This window comes from Pseudomonas sp. WS 5011, assembly GCF_012985775.1.
Classification (GTDB): Bacteria; Pseudomonadota; Gammaproteobacteria; order Pseudomonadales; family Pseudomonadaceae; genus Aquipseudomonas; species Aquipseudomonas peli.
The window spans coordinates 60,094-76,807 of record NZ_JAAQXA010000018.1 but is presented as its reverse complement, the minus strand read 5'-3'; the positions used below and the strand labels follow the sequence as shown (position 1 = coordinate 76,807).

18 protein-coding genes are annotated in these 16,714 nt (G+C 59.5%); 7 read left to right on the top strand and 11 right to left on the bottom strand.

The window, feature by feature from the left end:
• The first annotated feature begins 194 nt into the window (after window positions 1-194).
• A complete protein-coding gene (locus HBN63_RS17500; protein WP_170050246.1) occupies window positions 195-485 on the top strand; it encodes a hypothetical protein in 291 nt (96 codons plus the stop codon).
• Between the two features lie 31 nt (window positions 486-516).
• Here HBN63_RS17500 and HBN63_RS17495 read toward each other — a convergent pair whose 3' ends face one another.
• Both HBN63_RS17495 and HBN63_RS21980 read right to left on the bottom strand, forming a co-directional pair.
• Entirely contained in the window at window positions 517-1,866 is a 1,350-nt protein-coding gene (locus HBN63_RS17495; RefSeq protein ID WP_223181885.1) for an SEL1-like repeat protein, read from the bottom strand.
• Between the two features lie 184 nt (window positions 1,867-2,050).
• Window positions 2,051-2,881, bottom strand: a complete 831-nt coding sequence (locus tag HBN63_RS21980) for a hypothetical protein (protein WP_262499004.1) — start codon at window positions 2,879-2,881, stop codon at window positions 2,051-2,053.
• Window positions 2,882-3,304: 423 nt separating this feature from the next.
• On the opposite strand from HBN63_RS21980, the gene HBN63_RS17485 reads away from it, so the two are divergent.
• Together HBN63_RS17485 and HBN63_RS17480 are read left to right on the top strand one after the other, a co-directional pair.
• Window positions 3,305-3,544, top strand: a complete 240-nt coding sequence (locus HBN63_RS17485) for a type II toxin-antitoxin system RelB/DinJ family antitoxin (protein WP_170050294.1) — start codon at window positions 3,305-3,307, stop codon at window positions 3,542-3,544.
• Entirely contained in the window at window positions 3,534-3,821 is a 288-nt protein-coding gene (locus tag HBN63_RS17480; protein WP_170050293.1) for a type II toxin-antitoxin system RelE/ParE family toxin, read from the top strand. The genes HBN63_RS17485 and HBN63_RS17480 overlap by 11 nt, the downstream gene beginning before the upstream one ends.
• A gap of 647 nt (window positions 3,822-4,468) precedes the next feature.
• Here the strand turns inward: HBN63_RS17480 and HBN63_RS17475 are convergent.
• The 4 genes from HBN63_RS17475 to glyQ all read right to left on the bottom strand — a co-directional run bounded on the left by HBN63_RS17475 (window position 4,469) and on the right by glyQ (window position 8,897).
• The gene (locus HBN63_RS17475) at window positions 4,469-5,242 is read right to left on the bottom strand and encodes a lysophospholipid acyltransferase family protein (protein ID WP_160086342.1); all 774 of its coding nucleotides are present in this window, start codon (window positions 5,240-5,242) and stop codon (window positions 4,469-4,471) included.
• A gap of 32 nt (window positions 5,243-5,274) precedes the next feature.
• On the bottom strand, window positions 5,275-5,808 hold the full coding sequence (gene gmhB, locus HBN63_RS17470) for a D-glycero-beta-D-manno-heptose 1,7-bisphosphate 7-phosphatase (RefSeq protein ID WP_170050292.1): 534 nt from the start codon (window positions 5,806-5,808) through the stop codon (window positions 5,275-5,277).
• A gap of 90 nt (window positions 5,809-5,898) precedes the next feature.
• On the bottom strand, window positions 5,899-7,953 hold the full coding sequence (gene glyS / locus HBN63_RS17465; RefSeq protein ID WP_170050291.1) for a glycine--tRNA ligase subunit beta: 2,055 nt from the start codon (window positions 7,951-7,953) through the stop codon (window positions 5,899-5,901).
• The gene (gene glyQ, locus HBN63_RS17460; RefSeq protein ID WP_170050290.1) at window positions 7,950-8,897 is read right to left on the bottom strand and encodes a glycine--tRNA ligase subunit alpha; all 948 of its coding nucleotides are present in this window, start codon (window positions 8,895-8,897) and stop codon (window positions 7,950-7,952) included. The genes glyS and glyQ overlap by 4 nt, the downstream gene beginning before the upstream one ends.
• Before the next feature lie 66 nt (window positions 8,898-8,963).
• Here glyQ and HBN63_RS17455 point away from each other — a divergent pair, with 66 nt between their 5' ends.
• The 3 genes from HBN63_RS17455 to HBN63_RS17445 all read left to right on the top strand — a co-directional run bounded on the left by HBN63_RS17455 (window position 8,964) and on the right by HBN63_RS17445 (window position 10,794).
• Window positions 8,964-9,521 (top strand): DNA-3-methyladenine glycosylase I, encoded by a 558-nt coding sequence (locus HBN63_RS17455; protein WP_170050289.1) that lies wholly within the window; start codon window positions 8,964-8,966, stop codon window positions 9,519-9,521.
• 44 nt (window positions 9,522-9,565) lie between these two features.
• Window positions 9,566-10,453 (top strand): lysophospholipid acyltransferase, encoded by an 888-nt coding sequence (locus HBN63_RS17450; RefSeq protein ID WP_170050288.1) that lies wholly within the window; start codon window positions 9,566-9,568, stop codon window positions 10,451-10,453.
• Window positions 10,454-10,521: 68 nt separating this feature from the next.
• Window positions 10,522-10,794 carry a PilZ domain-containing protein gene (locus HBN63_RS17445; RefSeq protein ID WP_160086356.1) on the top strand — a complete coding sequence of 91 codons (273 nt, stop codon included), beginning with the start codon at window positions 10,522-10,524 and terminating at the stop codon, window positions 10,792-10,794.
• An 18-nt stretch (window positions 10,795-10,812) separates the two neighbouring features.
• On the opposite strand, the gene HBN63_RS17440 is transcribed toward HBN63_RS17445, so the two are convergent.
• From HBN63_RS17440 to def, 5 genes are all read right to left on the bottom strand, one after another.
• Window positions 10,813-11,130 (bottom strand): hypothetical protein, encoded by a 318-nt coding sequence (locus tag HBN63_RS17440; protein ID WP_167145916.1) that lies wholly within the window; start codon window positions 11,128-11,130, stop codon window positions 10,813-10,815.
• A 161-nt stretch (window positions 11,131-11,291) separates the two neighbouring features.
• Window positions 11,292-12,665, bottom strand: a complete 1,374-nt coding sequence (gene trkA, locus HBN63_RS17435; protein ID WP_090254226.1) for a Trk system potassium transporter TrkA — start codon at window positions 12,663-12,665, stop codon at window positions 11,292-11,294.
• A gap of 12 nt (window positions 12,666-12,677) precedes the next feature.
• Complete coding sequence (gene rsmB / locus HBN63_RS17430; protein ID WP_170050287.1) at window positions 12,678-13,991, bottom strand: 16S rRNA (cytosine(967)-C(5))-methyltransferase RsmB; 1,314 nt, start codon at window positions 13,989-13,991, stop codon at window positions 12,678-12,680.
• On the bottom strand, window positions 13,988-14,932 hold the full coding sequence (fmt, locus tag HBN63_RS17425) for a methionyl-tRNA formyltransferase (protein ID WP_170050286.1): 945 nt from the start codon (window positions 14,930-14,932) through the stop codon (window positions 13,988-13,990). Before fmt ends, rsmB begins: the two co-directional genes overlap by 4 nt.
• Window positions 14,933-14,990: 58 nt before the next feature.
• On the bottom strand, window positions 14,991-15,497 hold the full coding sequence (gene def / locus HBN63_RS17420) for a peptide deformylase (protein WP_170050285.1): 507 nt from the start codon (window positions 15,495-15,497) through the stop codon (window positions 14,991-14,993).
• A 152-nt stretch (window positions 15,498-15,649) separates the two neighbouring features.
• On the opposite strand from def, the gene HBN63_RS17415 reads away from it, so the two are divergent.
• Window positions 15,650-16,675: a LysM peptidoglycan-binding domain-containing protein gene (locus tag HBN63_RS17415; protein WP_170050284.1), complete on the top strand. Its 1,026-nt coding sequence runs from the start codon at window positions 15,650-15,652 to the stop codon at window positions 16,673-16,675.
• Window positions 16,676-16,714: the final 39 nt, after the last annotated feature.

Genomic DNA, 16,714 nt, shown 5'->3' with positions numbered 1-16,714 from the left:
TCTTTGCGGGTCTGTTTGCGCTTACCGGCATACTCGGCGTCGGCGAAGGTCATCTGCTTCATTGGAAAACTCGGCGGGTGGAATCCGGGCATTTTGCCAAAATCAGGAAGTCTTCTTCAGAGTTTCCCTAACGTTCAGCCATACCCGTAGGATATTCTGCGGGTGAATATCTCTCACAACCAAGGAAGATGCTTATGAAGAAGTACATACCACTGATTTTAGGGGCCATTTTCGCCTATTCTGGCGTCGTCATGGCGGCACCTATCGAGTGGGAGCCTGTTGGCGTTAATAGCGATGAACATGACGAAAGCAGCGCTTACGAAACTTCGTCAGGCAACCAGTACCAGTACAATCTCAACAAGTCCACCGACCAAATTCGGTACGAATACGATGCTCCGGCTCAAATTCGGGATAGGTATGACCCCCGTACTCAAATCGACCGAAATAATGGGGAGTACGGGGGAGGCCTCTACGACGACGAGTAGTCGTTGAGGCCAAACCGACTTGGGCTAGCAGTTAATTGCGCGGCTGGTATTGCTCGAAATATTTGGCTGCTAGCTGTTGTGCTGCCGCCAGCTGGGAGGGAGATAGTTCTTTAGCCACGTCCTCTCGGCTCTTAGAGGCATCTTCATTTCCTAATGCAGCTGCCACAGAGAGCCACGAATAGGCGAGGCTAAAGTCCGGCGGTACACCATGCCCCAAGCCGTACATTACCCCGAGGTTAAACTGGGCATCGGCATTGCCCTTCTCGGCAGCCTTGCGGAACCAGGATGCCGCCTGCTGATAGTCTTGCGGTACACCACGGCCCGCGACGTACTCTCTCCCGATAAAATACTGGGCTTCGGGATCACCCTGTTCAGCAGCCTTGCGGAACCAGGCTACTGCCTGTCGGTCGTCCTGCGGCACACCTCGGCCAATGTTGTACATCATTCCTAGCTTTACCTGAGCAATGGCATAGCCCTGTTCGGCAGCCTTGCGCAACCAAGCTGCTGCCTGTCGGTCGTCCTGCGGCACGCCATTACCATTCAAATACAGCTGTCCGATGTTGCTCTGCGCGTTGGCATTGCCTTGCTCGGCAGCCTTGCGGAACCAAGTTGCCGCCTGCTGATAGTCCTGCGGTACGCCATTACCCACCGCGTATCTGCTCCCGAGGATGAGCTGGGCAATGTCATCACCCTGCTCGGCAGCCTTACGGAACCAGGCTATTGCCTGCTGACCATCCTGCGGCACACCACGGCCAGAACCGTACATGATCCCGAGAGTGCTCTGGGCAGTGGAGTCACCCTGCTCGGCAGCCTTGCGATACCAGGCTGCTGCCTGCCGGTCGTCCTGCGGCACACCACGCCCCGAGTCGTAAATGGCCCCGAGGAAGTACTGGGCATCGGCATTGCCCTGCTCGGCGGCCTTGCGGAACCAGTCGGCGGCTTGCCGGTCGTCCTGCGATACGCCTTTGCCCATCTTGTACATGTGCCCGAGTTTTGCCTGGGCATCGGCATTGCCCTGCGCGGCGGCCTTGCGGAACCATGCGGCGGCTTGGCTATAGTCCCGCGGTACGCCACGCCCCTGGAAGTACATGAGCCCGAGGTTACCCTGGGCAGTTACATCGCCCTGCGCGGCGGCCTTGCGAAACCAGGTAGCGGCTTGCTGGTCGTTCTGCGGCACGCCCTGCCCCTCGGCGTACATGACCCCGAGCTTGAACTGGGCAGCAATATCGCCTTGCTCAGCACTCTTTTGAGTCGCAGCTATATCAGGTGAGGCACACACATAGCTGGCGGGGTTGAGCAGAATCGTGGCGAGAAGAAAAGTTCTGATTTTCATAGGATGCCAATCCGTGGGAGGTGGCATAGCGTACAAAATAATGCTCACCTAAGTCTTCTGAATCGCCCAAGCTGGCCACCATTGAGTCGAGAGATCGATCTTTATTCTCCGGAGTCAGGAACGTCATGCTCGACCGAGACCCAGCATGGCGTGAATTTTTACCTCGATGCGCGAATCATTATCCGGCAATACCGTTCAGAGCCTGCTCCGGCATGTCTGTCTTACATCGAATTCAAGGCTCGGCAATTGGACTAAGGTGCGTAAGCGGATATTTCCACGCAGTGGGGCTTCGCTTCTTGGCGTGTTGAGTTGATTCGGACAGCTGAGTTCGTGCAGCGTCCAGTACCTGCGCATTGGTTTTTGCAGATAGGTGTTCACGAGTTTTGTTGCCCAGAAAGTAACTGATGCGTTCGGCGTTAGCGCCTGACGGATGGGGAAGACCTGCGAGAACCTGCTCAGGCTTGAGCAGGCCTTGGCGTTGTAGATGCTCAAGGGCTTCGGCCACTTTGGGCCCAAGGGGAACGTAGAGGCAGTTATTGCCCAGTGCTTTTACCTCCTCGGCAAGATGCGTCTCGACCTGCTCTCGCATGGATTTCTGCTTGAGCATTGATGGACTGCCGCTGTAGTTAGCGCCATTGACGAAAACTGGATAGCGCAGTGCAGAGGTGTAATGCACCAGGTGTGTGTGCGTATCGAATAGTCGGGCACAGCTATCAATCCCGAGCAGTTCCGGGATGCCAATGTGATCGAGCATTGCAATCAGGTTGCTGCGCATTGGCCCAGAAAAACTCGCGGTCTCCTTGGCTTTTCTTCTGGCCTCTTCAATAGACGCACCAGCTTTTAGCTGTCTGCGTGCTTCGCTCAGTGCGTTCACTGTTTGCTGGTGACCTGGCGTGATGCCGCAGATAGTGATCCGGGCTTTAGTGTTGATGTAGTCGAAGGGGGCGTAGAAGGTCTCAACACTGCCCTCCGATGACAGCAACAACTCCTTGGGCAAATCGGCGCCGTTCAGGTTGATGGTCGAGTCGAGGAGAATCGGACTGAATTGTTCAAAGTGGCTCATGGTTCATTCCTTGAGTTAACGCGTGCGGCAGTGAATACGACGTGCAGCTGGGTTACTGGGTGTGCAGCGTCGAACTCGCTTGTGTGGTTTTTGCGGCTTTAGTCTTTCGTCCCGATAACCCACGGCAATGACTTTGCTCTCTGCCAGCACCGCGTAGATGTCTCTGCTGCGTAAGGCCAGTTCTTGGCTTTTGACACCGACCTGTGGGGTGCGTATATCGGGCGCTATGTTCAATGACGCCCAGCTCCGGACAGGGTTCTGGCGACCACTTTTACGTTACGTGGTAACCGGGCGCCTGGGGTATGGCACCGCAGTCAGGGGTCACTTGGTCGGTGTGTTACTGGCGGGGTCGCCAACCCGCTTGCCAAACGACGGCTACCCTGTCACTGTAAATACGAATGTCATTACAGTGAGGGTCGCATCATGGCGTCCATCAATATCCGCATCGACGATGAACTTAAGGCGCGTGCTTACCAGGAGCTGGAAAAGCTCGGCGTCACGCCGTCTGAGCTGATGCGCCAGGCCTTGCAGTATGTGGCCGAGCGCGGTCAGCTGCCATTCCGCCCGGTGCTTATGACCGAGGAAGATGAAGCTTTAATCGCCACGGTGCGTGAACGCCTTGCTGCTCCGCAGCGCGTGAAGGTCTCGCTGGATGACCTATAGCCTCGAATTTGATGCACGGGCATTGAAGGAATGGCAGAAGCTGGGCGATACCGTTCGCCAGCAGCTGAAGAAAAAGCTCGCTGAGGTATTGCTCAATCCGCGAATTGAAGCCAACCGTCTTCATTCGCTGCCCGACTGCTACAAGATCAAGTTGCGCAGCAGTGGTTATCGCTTGGTGTACCAGGTGATCGACCATGAGGTGGTGGTGTTTGTGGTCGCGGTTGATCGCCGTGAGCGTGAGCAGGCTTATCGCAAGGCTGCCGAGCGCATCAAGTAGTCAGCTGATCGCCGTCCCGGTGATACTGAAAAAGTTCTCGAAGCCCGCGACGGGTGGGCATTCCGTTGATCTTGGAACCTCGCTACGCTATTCAGCATTGGCAGATTGTCAATTCAGGTCGTGGCTTGAGGCCTGTCTCCAGCACGCAGGCTGTGTGACCGAAATGTAGTGCTGCACGCGGCGCGTTTCAGGGGCTTGCGGAAAATGACACTAATTGCGGTCATTTCGACAGAAAATGCCATTTTATGTGGCTCAATCATGCCAATAACAGCGCCCATCTATTTTTGTAAGTCATTGATTTATATGGGTTTTATCTGATAGTCGAATGACGCCTTTATCGCCCGTCGACAACAGCCAGAGGACGCCAGATACACGCTGGTTTCTGTTTAGAAAGCCCCTGCTGATTAACTTCAGCAGGGGCTTTTTGGTTCCACATGGAACATAGCGAGGGATGCAGCGCACATCCGTACCTGAGCAAATTTGAGCGATAAAAAAGCCGACACTGAGGCCGGCTTGAGGTTACGTCGGAAAACTTATGCACGAAAAGCAGTTGGTTAGATGCTCATTAAAACTGCTTATAAATCATTACCTTGAAAGGCTTAATAGCACTCTGCCGGTATTTCGCGCACAGGTTATCCACAATTGAGCTAGGCCGGCTCCTGGGCTTCCAGAGGCTGGCTCTGTGCATCCAGTGAGCCGATATCGCGTTGCGCCTGGCTGACCCAGGCAAACGCACGATCATTGAGCTCGGCGATGGCGCGCGGACCGGTACCTTCAGCGTGCATCAGTGGGCCAATCACTACTTGAACGGTACCTGGGGTTTTGCGCCATCCCAACTTGGGCCAAAACTCACCAGCGTTGTGGGCAATCGGCAGCACCGGCAGGTTGGCATTCACTGCGAGGGAGGCGCCGCCGCGGCTGAACTTGCCGATCTGGCCAGGCGGAATGCGCGTACCTTCCGGAAATACCAGCACCCAGGCGCCCTGCCCCAGGCGTTTGTGGCCAAGCTTGGCCAGCTGCTTGAGCGCCGCCTTGGGGTTACTGCGGTCAATCGCGATAGGTTTAAGCATGGCCATCGCCCAGCCGAAGAACGGTACATACAGCAGCTCGCGCTTGACCACTTGGCTGAGCGGCTCAAAGTAGCCGCAGAGGAAGAAGGTCTCCCAGGTGCTTTGGTGCTTGGCGAGGATCACGCAGGGCTGCTCGGGGATATTCTCCAGGCCCTTGATCTCATAGTTGATGCCGGCTACCACCTTGGCCAGCCAGGTGGCGCAGCGGCACCAATTCTGGATGACAAAGCGATAGCGCGCGCGAAACGGTAGGAAGGGTGCAACGAAGACGCTGAGGGTGCACCAGACAAAGGCGCTGGAAGACAACAACAGATAGAAGAGAACGGTTCTGAGGGTCTGCACTGTCGACATGGGAGCTTTTACCGTCGCAGGCAGCGCCTGCTTTATAAGTGGAGAAGCTGTGCGGCAACCGCCGCCAGATCATCGAATACCAGGGTGCCCGCTGGCAATCCTTTCGCCAGGGTGCGTTCGCCCTTGCCGGTCTTTACCAAAACAGGCTGACAATCGACGGCGCCGGCCGCTGTCAGGTCACCGCTGCTGTCTCCGACAAACCACACGCCCTTAAGTGCTACGCCATAGTACGCAGCAATCTGCTCGAGCATGCCGGGTTTCGGTTTGCGGCAGGCGCAGCCCTCATCCGGGCCGTGGATGCAGTGCACGATCAGGCCCAGCTCGCCGCCCTGCGCTGCCACCAGCTCGCGCAGGCGCGCGTGCATGGCTTCCAGTGTGGCCAGGTCGTAATAGCCGCGGGCGACCCCGGATTGATTGGTGGCCACGGCGATCGTCCAGCCGGCTTGCGACAGGCGCGCGATGGCTTCGATGGCGCCGGGTAGCGGAATCCATTCGGCGAGGCTTTTGATATAGGCGTCGGAGTCGTAATTGATGACGCCGTCGCGGTCGAGAATCAGCAGTTTCATGCGGTAATCCGTAACCGGCTGACGGTGATGGCCGTCAGCCGGTAAAGGTGATGATGGGCTGCGCGTAGCCCATCGGACTCGCGGCAGGCGTTAGCCGAGTACCGAGATATCGGCTACACCGAGGAACAGGCCACGCAGCTTGGCCAGCAGCGCATAGCGGTTGGCGCGCACGGCAGGGTCTTCGGCGTTGACCAGTACGGCCTCGAAGAAGGCGTCTACTGGCTCGCGCAGGTTGGCCAACTGACTCAGTGCCAGGTTGTACTGACGCCCTGCAGCCAGCGGCCGTACTGCATGCTCGGCCTGCTGGATAGCGGCGTTAAGGGCAAACTCGCTGGGGTTGTCGAAGTGATGGGCTTCGACGCTCGCCGCGACCTGACCTTCGGCCTTGCTCAGCAAGTTGGACACGCGCTTGTTCGCTGCAGCGAGAGCGGCCGCCTGTGGCAATGCACGGAAGGCCTGCACAGCCTGTACGCGCTGATCGAAGTCCAATGGCGAAGTCGGGCTAACCGCACGCACGGCCTGGTACACGGCCACTTCAACACCTTCGTCCTCATAACGCGCGCGCAGACGGTCGAAGATAAAATCCTGCACCTGGGGAGCCAGGCCATCGGCTTTGATCTTGTCGCCGAATTGTTTGATCGCAAAACCAACGGCTTCAACCAGATCCAGATCCAGCTGCTTTTCGATGAGAATGCGCAACACGCCAAGGGCGGCGCGACGCAGGGCATAGGGGTCTTTGCTGCCGGTGGGCAGCATGCCGATGCCGAAGATCCCAACCAGGGTATCCAGCTTGTCGGCTAGGGCCACGGCAGCACCAGTGAGGGTACTCGGCAGCTCAGCGCCGGCGCCGCGCGGCATGTACTGCTCGTTCAGCGCTAGGGCGACGTCTTCGGCTTCGCCGTCATGCTTGGCGTAGTAGTAACCGGCGATGCCCTGCATTTCCGGGAACTCGCCGACCATCTCGCTGGCCAGGTCGCACTTGCAGAGAATGCCGGCCCGCGCCGCGCGAGTGGCGTCGCCACCAATGCGCTGGGCGATAAAACCAGCCAGGGCCGAGACGCGCTGGGCCTTGTCATAGACCGAACCCAGCTGGGCTTGGAACACCACGTTGGCCAGGCGCTGGTTGAAGGTCTCAAGCTTTTGCTTCTTGTCCTGCTTGAAGAAGAACTCGGCGTCGGTCAGGCGCGGGCGCACCACCTTCTCGTTGCCGGAAATGATCTGCGCCGGGTCTTTGCTTTCAACGTTGGCCACGGTGATAAAGCGCGGCAGCAGCTTGCCGTTGCTGTTGAGCAGGCAGAAGTACTTCTGGTTGTCCTGCATGGTGGTGATCAGCGCTTCCTGCGGCACTTCAAGGAAGCGTTCCTCGAACGAGCAGACCAGCGGCACCGGCCATTCGACCAGGGCACTGACTTCATCCAGCAGCGCAGGCGGCACGATGGCCGTGCCCTGCTCTGCTGCAGCCAGTTCATTCACGCGGGCGATGATTTGCGCGCGGCGCTCGGCGAAGTCGGCAATCACATAGGCGCTGCGCAGGTCTTCGGCGTAGTTGGCCGGCGCGCTGATACGCACCTCATGGTTGGCGTGGAAGCGGTGACCACGGGAAACCCGGCCGGCTTGTTGGGCGAGGATTTCGCAGTCGATCACCTCGTCACCGAACAGCATCACCAGCCACTGGCTCGGGCGGACGAATTCGGTCTTGCGCGCGCCCCAACGCATACGCTTGGGAATCGGCAGCTCGTTCAGCGAGGTTTCGACGATGGCCGGCAGCAGGCCAGCGGCTGCTTGACCCGGAATGCTCTGGCTGAATTTCAGTTTGGGGCCGCTTTGGTCGATTTGGCTCAGCTCGACACCGCACTTCTTGGCGAAGCCCAGCGCTGCCTGAGTCGGGTTGCCGTCCTTGTCGAACGTCGCCTGCACGGGTGGGCCGTCGAGGTTCTGAGTACGGTCGGCTTGCTGCTCTTCAAGCTGCTCGATCAGCACGGCCAAACGGCGCGGCGCGGCGTAATAGCGCACTTGGCCATAGCTCAGGCCAGCGGCTTTCAGGCCTTTTTCGATACCGGCGAGGAAAGCTTCACCCAGGGTTTTCAGGGCTTTCGGTGGCAGCTCTTCGGTGCCCAGCTCTACCAGGAAATCACGCGCACTCATTCTGCTGCCTCCAGCTTGGCCAATACTTCATCACGCAGGTCGGGTGCCGCGAGCGGGAAGCCGAGTTTGCGCCGCGCTTGCAGGTAGCTCTGCGCCACCGAGCGGGCCAGGGCACGCACGCGCAGGATGTATTGCTGACGCGCGGTCACCGAGATGGCCCGGCGCGCATCCAGCAGGTTGAAGGTGTGCGAGGCCTTGAGCACCATCTCGTAGGTGGGTAGCGGCAGCTCCAGCTCGATCAGGCGGTTGGCTTCGCTTTCATAGAAGTCGAACAGCTCGAAGAGTTTCTCGACGTTGGCGTGTTCGAAGTTGTAGGTCGATTGCTCCACCTCGTTCTGGTGGAACACATCGCCGTAGGTGACCTTGCCGAACTGGCCGTCGGTCCACACCAGGTCGTACACCGAGTCGACGCCCTGCAGGTACATGGCCAGGCGCTCGAGACCGTAGGTGATCTCACCGGTTACCGGGTAGCACTCGATGCCGCCGACCTGCTGGAAGTAGGTGAACTGGGTGACTTCCATACCGTTCAGCCAGATTTCCCAGCCCAGACCCCAGGCGCCGAGCGTCGGCGATTCCCAGTTGTCTTCGACGAAGCGGATGTCGTGCACCAGAGGGTCGATGCCGATCGCCTTCAGCGAACCCAAGTAAAGCTCCTGGAAGTTTTCCGGGTTCGGCTTGAGCACCACCTGGAACTGGTAGTAGTGCTGCAGGCGGTTGGGGTTTTCGCCGTAGCGGCCGTCAGCCGGACGACGGGAAGGCTGCACATAGGCGGCGTTCCAGGTCTCTGGGCCAATGGCACGGAGAAACGTGGCGGTGTGGAAGGTGCCCGCGCCAACTTCCATATCGTAGGGCTGCAACACCACACAGCCCTGCTCGGCCCAGTACTGTTGCAGGGCGAGGATCAAGTCTTGGAAGGTGCGCACGGCAGGCGTAGTCTGGCTCACAAATTTCACCCGTACTTTGGCGGCTTCAGAAAGTCCGCGAGTATACCGAAGCTCAGGAAAACCCGCATGCCACGCTGTTTCTGGTGCAATGACGATCCGCTGTATCAGGCGTATCACGATGAAGAATGGGGCGTGCCGCAACGCGACCCCCAGGTGCTGTTCGAGTTACTGCTGCTGGAGGGTTTTCAAGCGGGCCTGTCGTGGATCACCGTACTAAAGAAGCGCGAGCACTACCGCAAGGTGCTATTCGGTTTCGATGTGCAGCGGCTGGCGGAGCTTACGGACGAGTACATCGAAGAAACCCTGATGCAGGACATCGGCATCATTCGTAACCGCCTCAAGCTCAAGGCTGTGCGCAAAAACGCTCAGGCCTGGCTCAAGCTGGAAGACCCAGTGGCGTTGCTTTGGTCGTTTGTCGGCGGCGTGCCGAAGATCAACCACTTCAGCGAGCGCGGTCAGGTGCCGGCGGTTACCGCCGAGGCCGAGGCGATGAGCAAGGCGCTGAAGAAGGCTGGCTTTACCTTTGTCGGCCCGACCATCTGCTACGCCTATATGCAGGCGACCGGCATGGTCATGGATCACACCGTTGATTGTGACCGCTACGCGCAACTGACCACTCGCTAGCTCGGGTGGTTACAATAGCGCCTTTTGATCGGCTGGAGTTGCCTGTGGAAAAGCTCAAAGGTGCCCTGGTGGTGGGCTTTCTGCGTTTGTTTGCCCTGCTGCCATGGCGCGCGGTGCAGGCTGTGGGCGCGGCGATTGGTTGGCTGATGTGGAAGCTGCCGAACGGCTCACGCGAAGTGGCCAGCATCAACCTGCGTAAATGCTTTCCCGAACTGGATGAGGCCGCCCACCAGCGTCTGCTGGGCCAATCGCTGATGGATATCGGCAGAACCCTGACCGAAAGCGCCTGTGCCTGGATCTGGCCGGCGCAGAAATCCATCGGCCTGGTGCGTGAAGTCGAGGGTCTGGATGTGCTCAAGGAGGCTCTGGCCAGCGGCAAGGGCGTGGTCGGGATCACCAGCCACCTGGGTAACTGGGAAGTGCTTAACCACTTCTACTGCGCGCAGTGCAAACCGATCATCTTCTACCGTCCGCCGAAGCTGAAGGCTGTTGATGAGCTGCTGCGCCAGCAGCGTGTGCAACTGGGTAACCGTGTTGCGCCATCGACCAAGGAAGGCATTCTCAGCGTGATCAAAGAAGTACGCAAAGGTGGCGCCGTGGGCATTCCCGCCGACCCTGAGCCGAGCCTGTCTTCCGGGGTATTCGTGCCCTTTCTGGGCACCGAGGCGCTGACCAGCAAGTTTGTTGCTGGCATGTTGAGTGGCGGCAAGGCCTGTGGGGTATTTCTGCATGCGCTGCGCCTGCCGGATGGCTCGGGCTTTAAGGTCATCCTCGAAGCTGCGCCGGAAGAGATGTACAGCACTGATACGGCAACCGCTGTTGCGGCGATGAGCACCGTTATCGAGCGGTATGTGCGTACTTACCCGAGCCAGTACATGTGGAGCATGAAGCGCTTCAAGAAGCGCCCTGCCGGCGAAGCCAAGTGGTATTGAATGGGTCTGAGTTGCAGGCGAAGCCTGCTCTCGACTAGGCTGGAGGAACCCACTCTGACGGACGGCGCATGAGCAATAGTCGAAAGAATATCCGCACACCCCTGAAGGTACGCCTGCGTATCGACCATCCGGTGCACGGTGAGCTGATGGTCACCACGAGGGATATTTCCGAATGCGGCGTCTATGTGCTGATGGACCAGGCGCAAAATATGCTCAGCATGGGTGAGCAAGTGCAAGGCCAAGTGCAGGGCTTGCCGATGGAAGCGCCTATCCTCACGCTCGAAGTGGTACGCGTCGAAGCCCTGGGCGTTGGCCTGCGCTTTGTGCAAACCGAGGAATAGTTCAGGCTATTTCCTGAGTTACCGAGCCGGCTTATCCAGGCGTTTGAGAAATACGCTGATTTCCTTGCCCGCCTGCTTGTCACCCTTCTCTTCTGCTACCCGCAAGCCCTGCTGCCAGGCAGTGCGCGCCTCGTCGTGCAGTCCCTGCTTGTTCAGCGCCTGGCCGAGCAGCTTCCAGGCGGCTGAATACTGCGCATCGAACTCAACGCAGCGCTGTAAATGCTCCGCCGCCTGGGCGAACTCCGCCGCATCCAGATAGCCCTTACCCAGACCAAAACGCAGCACGGCATTGTCCATGCCTTTGGCCAGCATCTTCTCCAGGGCTTCAGTGCTCATCAATCATCCTTTTAACTGCCTAGAACCTGTTTGGGATCTCGCGAGCTAGAGCGAGACAAGGCAAAAACAGGCGAGGAAGCGGAGTTTACTGCTGTAAATGAGCATTCCGAGCCTGTTTTTAACGCAGTATCGCCGACGCGCAGCAGATCCCAGACATGTTCTTAGAAGAAGGTCAGGCCGACCTGGAACAACCGCTCGGCATCGCGGATGTACTTTTTGTCGACCAGGAACAGGATCACATGGTCGCCCGTCTCGATCACCGTGTTGTCGTGGGCGATCAACACCTCTTCGTTGCGGATGATCGCACCGATGGTGGTGCCCGGCGGCAACGCGATATCAGCAATGGCGCGGCCGACTACCTTGCTCGATTTGGCATCGCCATGGGCAATCGCCTCAATGGCTTCGGCTGCACCGCGGCGCAGGGAGTGCACGCTTTCGATATCACCACGGCGCACGTGGGTCAGCAGGGTACCGATGGTGGCCAGCTGCGGACTGATGGCGATGTCGATTTCGCCGCCCTGCACCAGGTCAACGTAGGCCGGGTTGTTGATGATGGTCATCACCTTGCGCGCACCCAGGCGCTTGGCCAGCAAGGAGGACATGATGTTGGCTTCGTCGTCGTTGGTCAGGGCCAGGAAGATGTCGGCGTCGCTGATGTTTTCTTCCACCAGCAGGTCGCGGTCCGAGGCGCTGCCTTGTAGCACGATGGTGCTGTCGAGGGTTTCCGAGAGGTAGCGGCAACGTGCCGGGTTCATCTCGATGATCTTCACCTGGTAGCGGCTCTCGATGGCCTCGGCCAGACGCTCGCCGATATGACCTCCGCCGGCGATCACGACTTTCTTGTAGCTGTCTTCCATGCGGCGCATTTCGCTCATCACCGCGCGGATATGCGCCTTGGCGGCGATAAAAAACACTTCGTCATCGGCTTCGATCACGGTGTCGCCTTGCGGCATGATCGCCCGATTACGGCGGAAGATCGCTGCTACCCGGGTGTCGACATTCGGCATGTGTTCGCGCAATTGGCGCAGTTGCTGACCGACCAGCGGGCCGCCGTAGTAGGCCTTGACCGCCACTAGCTGGGCCTTGCCTTCAGCGAAGTCGATCACCTGCAGGGCGCCGGGGTATTCGATCAGGCGCTTAATGTAGTTGGTCACCACCTGCTCGGGGCTGATCAGTACGTCGACCGGGATCGATTCGTTGCTGAACAGGCCGCTGCGGGTCAGGTAAGCCGCCTCGCGCACCCGGGCAATCTTGGTCGGGGTGTGGAACAGGCTGTAGGCCACCTGGCAGGCGATCATGTTGATTTCATCGCTGTTGGTCACTGCCACCAGCATGTCGGCGTCGTCTGCGCCGGCCTGGCGCAGCACCGTGGGAAACGAGCCACGACCTTGTACGGTACGAATATCCAGGCGGTCGCCGAGGTCGCGCAGACGGTCACCGTCGGTGTCGACCACGGTGATGTCGTTGGCTTCGCTGGCCAGGTGTTCCGCCAGGGTGCCGCCAACCTGGCCTGCACCGAGAATGATGATCTTCATGCAGTCTGTTCCTCAGCCGCGCGGAGCGGCAGCGATTTTCATCAGCTTGGCATAGTAGAAGCCGTCGTGGCCGTCGACTTGCGGGAATAGCTGGCGACCGTGGGCGGTTTTATGGCCGAACGCTCCGGCAATATCCAGCTCACGGGCGCCCGGCGTACGCGCCAGGAAGGTAGCAATATTCTCGCTGTTTTCCGCCGGCATCACCGAACAGGTGGCATAGAGCAGGATGCCGCCGACTTCCAGAGTCTGCCACAGGCTATCCAGCAGCTCGCCCTGCAGCTTGGCCAGCGCGGGAATGTCATCGGCCTGACGGGTCAGTTTGATATCCGGGTGACGGCGGATCACCCCGGTGGCCGAGCAGGGCGCGTCGAGCAGGATGCGCTGGAACGGTTTGCCGTCCCACCAGGCGGCCAGGTCACGGCCATCGGCGGCGATCAGCTCAGCCTCCAGGCCCAGACGTTTGAGGTTCTCGCGTACCCGCACCAGGCGTTTTTCTTCCAGGTCCACCGCCACAACGCCGGCCAGTGCGGGCTCGGCTTCCAGCAGATGGCAGGTTTTACCGCCTGGCGCGGCGCAGGCGTCCAGCACGCGTTGGCCGGGCGCCAGGTCGAGCAGTTCGGCAGCCAGCTGTGCTGCTTCGTCCTGCACGCTGACGCGGCCTTCGGCAAAACCCGGCAGGGTGGTGACATCGCATGCCTGCAGCAGGCGAATGCCGTCACGGCTAAACGTGCAAGGCTCCGCCTCAAAGCCTACGCGGCGCAGTTCGGCCAGGTAGTCACCACGGCTGCCGAGGCCGCGGTTGACCCGCAGAATCAGCGGCGGGTGGGCATTGTTAGCCGCGCAGATGGCCTCCCAGTGTTCCGGCCACTGAGCTTTCAGGGCCTTCTGCAGCCAGCGCGGGTGAGCGGTATGCAGCACCGGATCGCGATCCAGCTCGGCCAGCAGTGACTCATGCTCGCGTTGGGCATTGCGCAGCACGGCATTGAGCAGGCCCTTGAGCGAGGGCTTCTTCAGCTTGTCGATACAGGCTACCGTCTCGCCGATGGCCGCATGCGCCGGGATTCGCGTATAGAACAGCTGATAGAGACCAATCAGCAGCAGCGCTTCGACATCACGGTCGGCGGCTTTGAAGGGTTTCTGCAGCAGCTTCTCGGCAATCAGGGCCAGGCGTGGCTGCCAGCGTGCGGTGCCAAAGGCCAGGTCCTGAGCCAGGCCACGGTCGCGCTGCTCGACCTTATCCAGCAACGGCGGCAGGCTGCTACCCAGCGAAGCCTTGCCATTGAGCACCACGGCCAGGGCGCGGGCGGCTGCGAGACGCGGGTTCATTGACCGAGCACCAGGCCCGGGGCGAACTGCTCGCGGCGGCTGTTATACAGGTCACTGAAGTTCAGCGCCTTGCCGCCGGGCAGTTGCAGGCGTGTCAGACGCAGCGCGCCTTCGCCACAGGCCACGGTCAGGCCGGATTTATCGGCGGCGAGGATGCTGCCGGGTTGGCCCTGCCCTTCGCCCAGTGCGGCGGCGTGCACCTTGATGGCTTCGCCACCTAGCGTGCTATGGCAGATCGGCCACGGGTGAAAGGCACGCACTAGTCGCTCCAGCTCAATGGCCGGGCGGCTCCAGTCCAGGCGCGCTTCATCCTTGTTCAGTTTGTGCGCATAGGTGGCCAGGCTGTCGTCCTGCACTTCGCCAACCAGACTACCGCTGGCCAAGCCGCTGATGGCCTGAATCACCGCCTGCGGGCCGAGACTGGCGAGACGGTCGTGCAGGCTGCCACCGGTATCTTCGGCAGAAATGGGCGTGCTGACCTTGAGCAGCATCGGCCCTGTGTCCAGGCCGGCTTCCATCTGCATCACGGTAACGCCGGACTCAGCATCACCGGCCTCCACCGCGCGCTGGATCGGTGCGGCACCACGCCAGCGTGGCAGCAGCGAGGCGTGACTGTTGATACAGCCCAGGCGCGGGATATCCAGCACCACTTGCGGCAGGATCAGGCCATACGCCACCACCACCATCAGATCGGGCTTGAGTGCCGCTAGCTCGGCTTGGGCTGCGGGGTCGCGCAGGGTCTGCGGCTGGTGCACCGGAATATCGTGCTGCAGTGCGAGCTGCTTGACCGGGCTGGGGGTGAGTTTCTGCCCACGGCCGGCCGGGCGATCAGGCTGACTGTAGACGGCAATGATCTGGTGTGGCGTGTCGAGCAAGGCCTTGAGGTGTTCGGCGGCGAATTCCGGGGTGCCGGCAAAGACAATACGCAAAGACTCAGACATGGGTTCTCACTGCTAGAAAGAAAAAGGCTTGCCGTAGCAAGCCTTTGAAAGGTGTGGCTTAAGCCTGCTGGCGATGCTGCTTTTCCAGCTTCTTCTTGATGCGGTCGCGTTTGAGATTAGACAGATAATCGACAAACAGCTTGCCATTAAGGTGGTCGCATTCATGCTGGATGCACACGGCAAGCAGGCCTTCTGCGATCAGCTCATAGGGCTGGCCATCGCGGTCCAGCGCCTTGATCTTGACCTTCTGCGGGCGGTCGACGTTTTCGTAGAAACCCGGCACTGACAGGCAGCCTTCCTGGTACTGATCCATTTCCTCGGTCAGCGGCTCGAACTCGGGGTTGATAAACACCCGTGGCTCGGACTTGTCTTCGGACAGATCCATCACCACCACGCGCTTGTGCACGTTGACCTGCGTTGCAGCCAGGCCGATGCCGGGTGCGTCGTACATGGTTTCAAACATGTCATCGATCAGTTGACGCAAGGCGTCATCGACCACGTCCACCGGCTTGGCGATGGTGCGCAGGCGCGGATCGGGAAATTCGAGGATATTCAGGATCGCCATATGCGTTTGTGATGCACTTGTGGAATAAAGTCAAAATCCGCTGCTAAGATGATGAGCAGCATTGAAAAACGGCTTCACGCCGCAGCACGACTGGGTTATGTCGCGGCGCTAGGGCGCTCCACGTGAAGGCACATAATAAAGGGATTCACCGCATGAGGAAATCACTACTCGCCCTGCTGCTGGTTGCGGCAAGTGGCTTGGCCCAGGCCGCCGTGCAACTCAAAGACGGTCACCCAGACCGTTATACCGTGGTCAAGGGCGATACCCTCTGGGATATCTCCGGTAAATTTCTCAGCCAGCCGTGGAAGTGGCCAGAAATCTGGCACGCCAACCCGCAGGTGGAAAACCCTCATCTGATCTATCCAGGCGACCAACTCAGCCTGGTGTATATCGATGGTCAGCCACGTCTGATGCTCAATCGCGGTGAGTCGCGCGGCACCATCAAACTGTCGCCGCAGGTGCGTAGCACGCCGATGGCCGAAGCTATTCCGGCTATTCCATTGGAGGCGATCAACAGCTTCTTGCTGAGCAACCGCATCGTTGATACCCCTGAGCAGTTCCAGGGCGCGCCCTATATTGTTGCCGGCAACGCCGAGCGCGTTGTGAGTGGTGCTGGTGATCGTGTCTATGCCCGAGGCAGTTTCGACGAGTCGGCGCCGGCTTATGGCATCTTCCGCCAGGGCAAAACCTACGTGGATCCGGAAACCCAGGAATTCCTCGGCATTAACGCCGATGACATCGGCTCGGGTGAGATCGTGGCTGAGGAAGGCGATGTCGGCACCATGGTGTTAAGTCGTTCAACTCAGGAAGTGCGTCTCGGTGACCGTCTGTTCCCAACCGAAGAGCGTGCGATCAACTCGACCTTTATGCCGAGTGAACCGGCTGGTGAGATCAACGGCCTGATCCTTGACGTGCCGCGTGGCGTGACCCAGATCGGTCAGTTCGATGTTGTCACCATCAATAAGGGCGCTCGCGACGGCCTGAGCGAAGGTAACGTGCTGGCAGTATATAAAACTGGTGAAACCGTACGTGATCGGGTCACCGGCGAATCAGTGAAGATTCCGGACGAGCGTTCGGGCTTGCTGATGGTGTTCCGCACCTATGACAAGCTCAGCTATGGCCTGGTGCTTGGGGCGTCTCGTTCGCTTGAACTGATGGACAAAGTGCGTAACCCGTAACACCGAAAAGCCCCGCAAACGCGGGGCTTTTTTATTCCC

What these genes read in the sequence shown, in the direction of transcription:
- HBN63_RS17440 (WP_167145916.1), bottom strand. Translation starts at nt 11,130, where the DNA reads ATGAGCACTGAAGCCCTGGAGAAGATGCTGGCCAAAGGCATGGACAAT.
- HBN63_RS17415 (WP_170050284.1), top strand. Translation starts at nt 15,650, where the DNA reads ATGAGGAAATCACTACTCGCCCTGCTGCTGGTTGCGGCAAGTGGCTTG.
- HBN63_RS17480 (WP_170050293.1), top strand. Translation starts at nt 3,534, where the DNA reads ATGACCTATAGCCTCGAATTTGATGCACGGGCATTGAAGGAATGGCAG.
- glyS (WP_170050291.1), bottom strand. Translation starts at nt 7,953, where the DNA reads ATGAGTGCGCGTGATTTCCTGGTAGAGCTGGGCACCGAAGAGCTGCCA.
- HBN63_RS17445 (WP_160086356.1), top strand. Translation starts at nt 10,522, where the DNA reads ATGAGCAATAGTCGAAAGAATATCCGCACACCCCTGAAGGTACGCCTG.
- HBN63_RS17475 (WP_160086342.1), bottom strand. Translation starts at nt 5,242, where the DNA reads ATGTCGACAGTGCAGACCCTCAGAACCGTTCTCTTCTATCTGTTGTTG.
- trkA (WP_090254226.1), bottom strand. Translation starts at nt 12,665, where the DNA reads ATGAAGATCATCATTCTCGGTGCAGGCCAGGTTGGCGGCACCCTGGCG.
- def (WP_170050285.1), bottom strand. Translation starts at nt 15,497, where the DNA reads ATGGCGATCCTGAATATCCTCGAATTTCCCGATCCGCGCCTGCGCACC.
- HBN63_RS17455 (WP_170050289.1), top strand. Translation starts at nt 8,964, where the DNA reads ATGCCACGCTGTTTCTGGTGCAATGACGATCCGCTGTATCAGGCGTAT.
- rsmB (WP_170050287.1), bottom strand. Translation starts at nt 13,991, where the DNA reads ATGAACCCGCGTCTCGCAGCCGCCCGCGCCCTGGCCGTGGTGCTCAAT.
- fmt (WP_170050286.1), bottom strand. Translation starts at nt 14,932, where the DNA reads ATGTCTGAGTCTTTGCGTATTGTCTTTGCCGGCACCCCGGAATTCGCC.
- HBN63_RS17485 (WP_170050294.1), top strand. Translation starts at nt 3,305, where the DNA reads ATGGCGTCCATCAATATCCGCATCGACGATGAACTTAAGGCGCGTGCT.
- HBN63_RS21980 (WP_262499004.1), bottom strand. Translation starts at nt 2,881, where the DNA reads ATGAGCCACTTTGAACAATTCAGTCCGATTCTCCTCGACTCGACCATC.
- gmhB (WP_170050292.1), bottom strand. Translation starts at nt 5,808, where the DNA reads ATGAAACTGCTGATTCTCGACCGCGACGGCGTCATCAATTACGACTCC.
- HBN63_RS17500 (WP_170050246.1), top strand. Translation starts at nt 195, where the DNA reads ATGAAGAAGTACATACCACTGATTTTAGGGGCCATTTTCGCCTATTCT.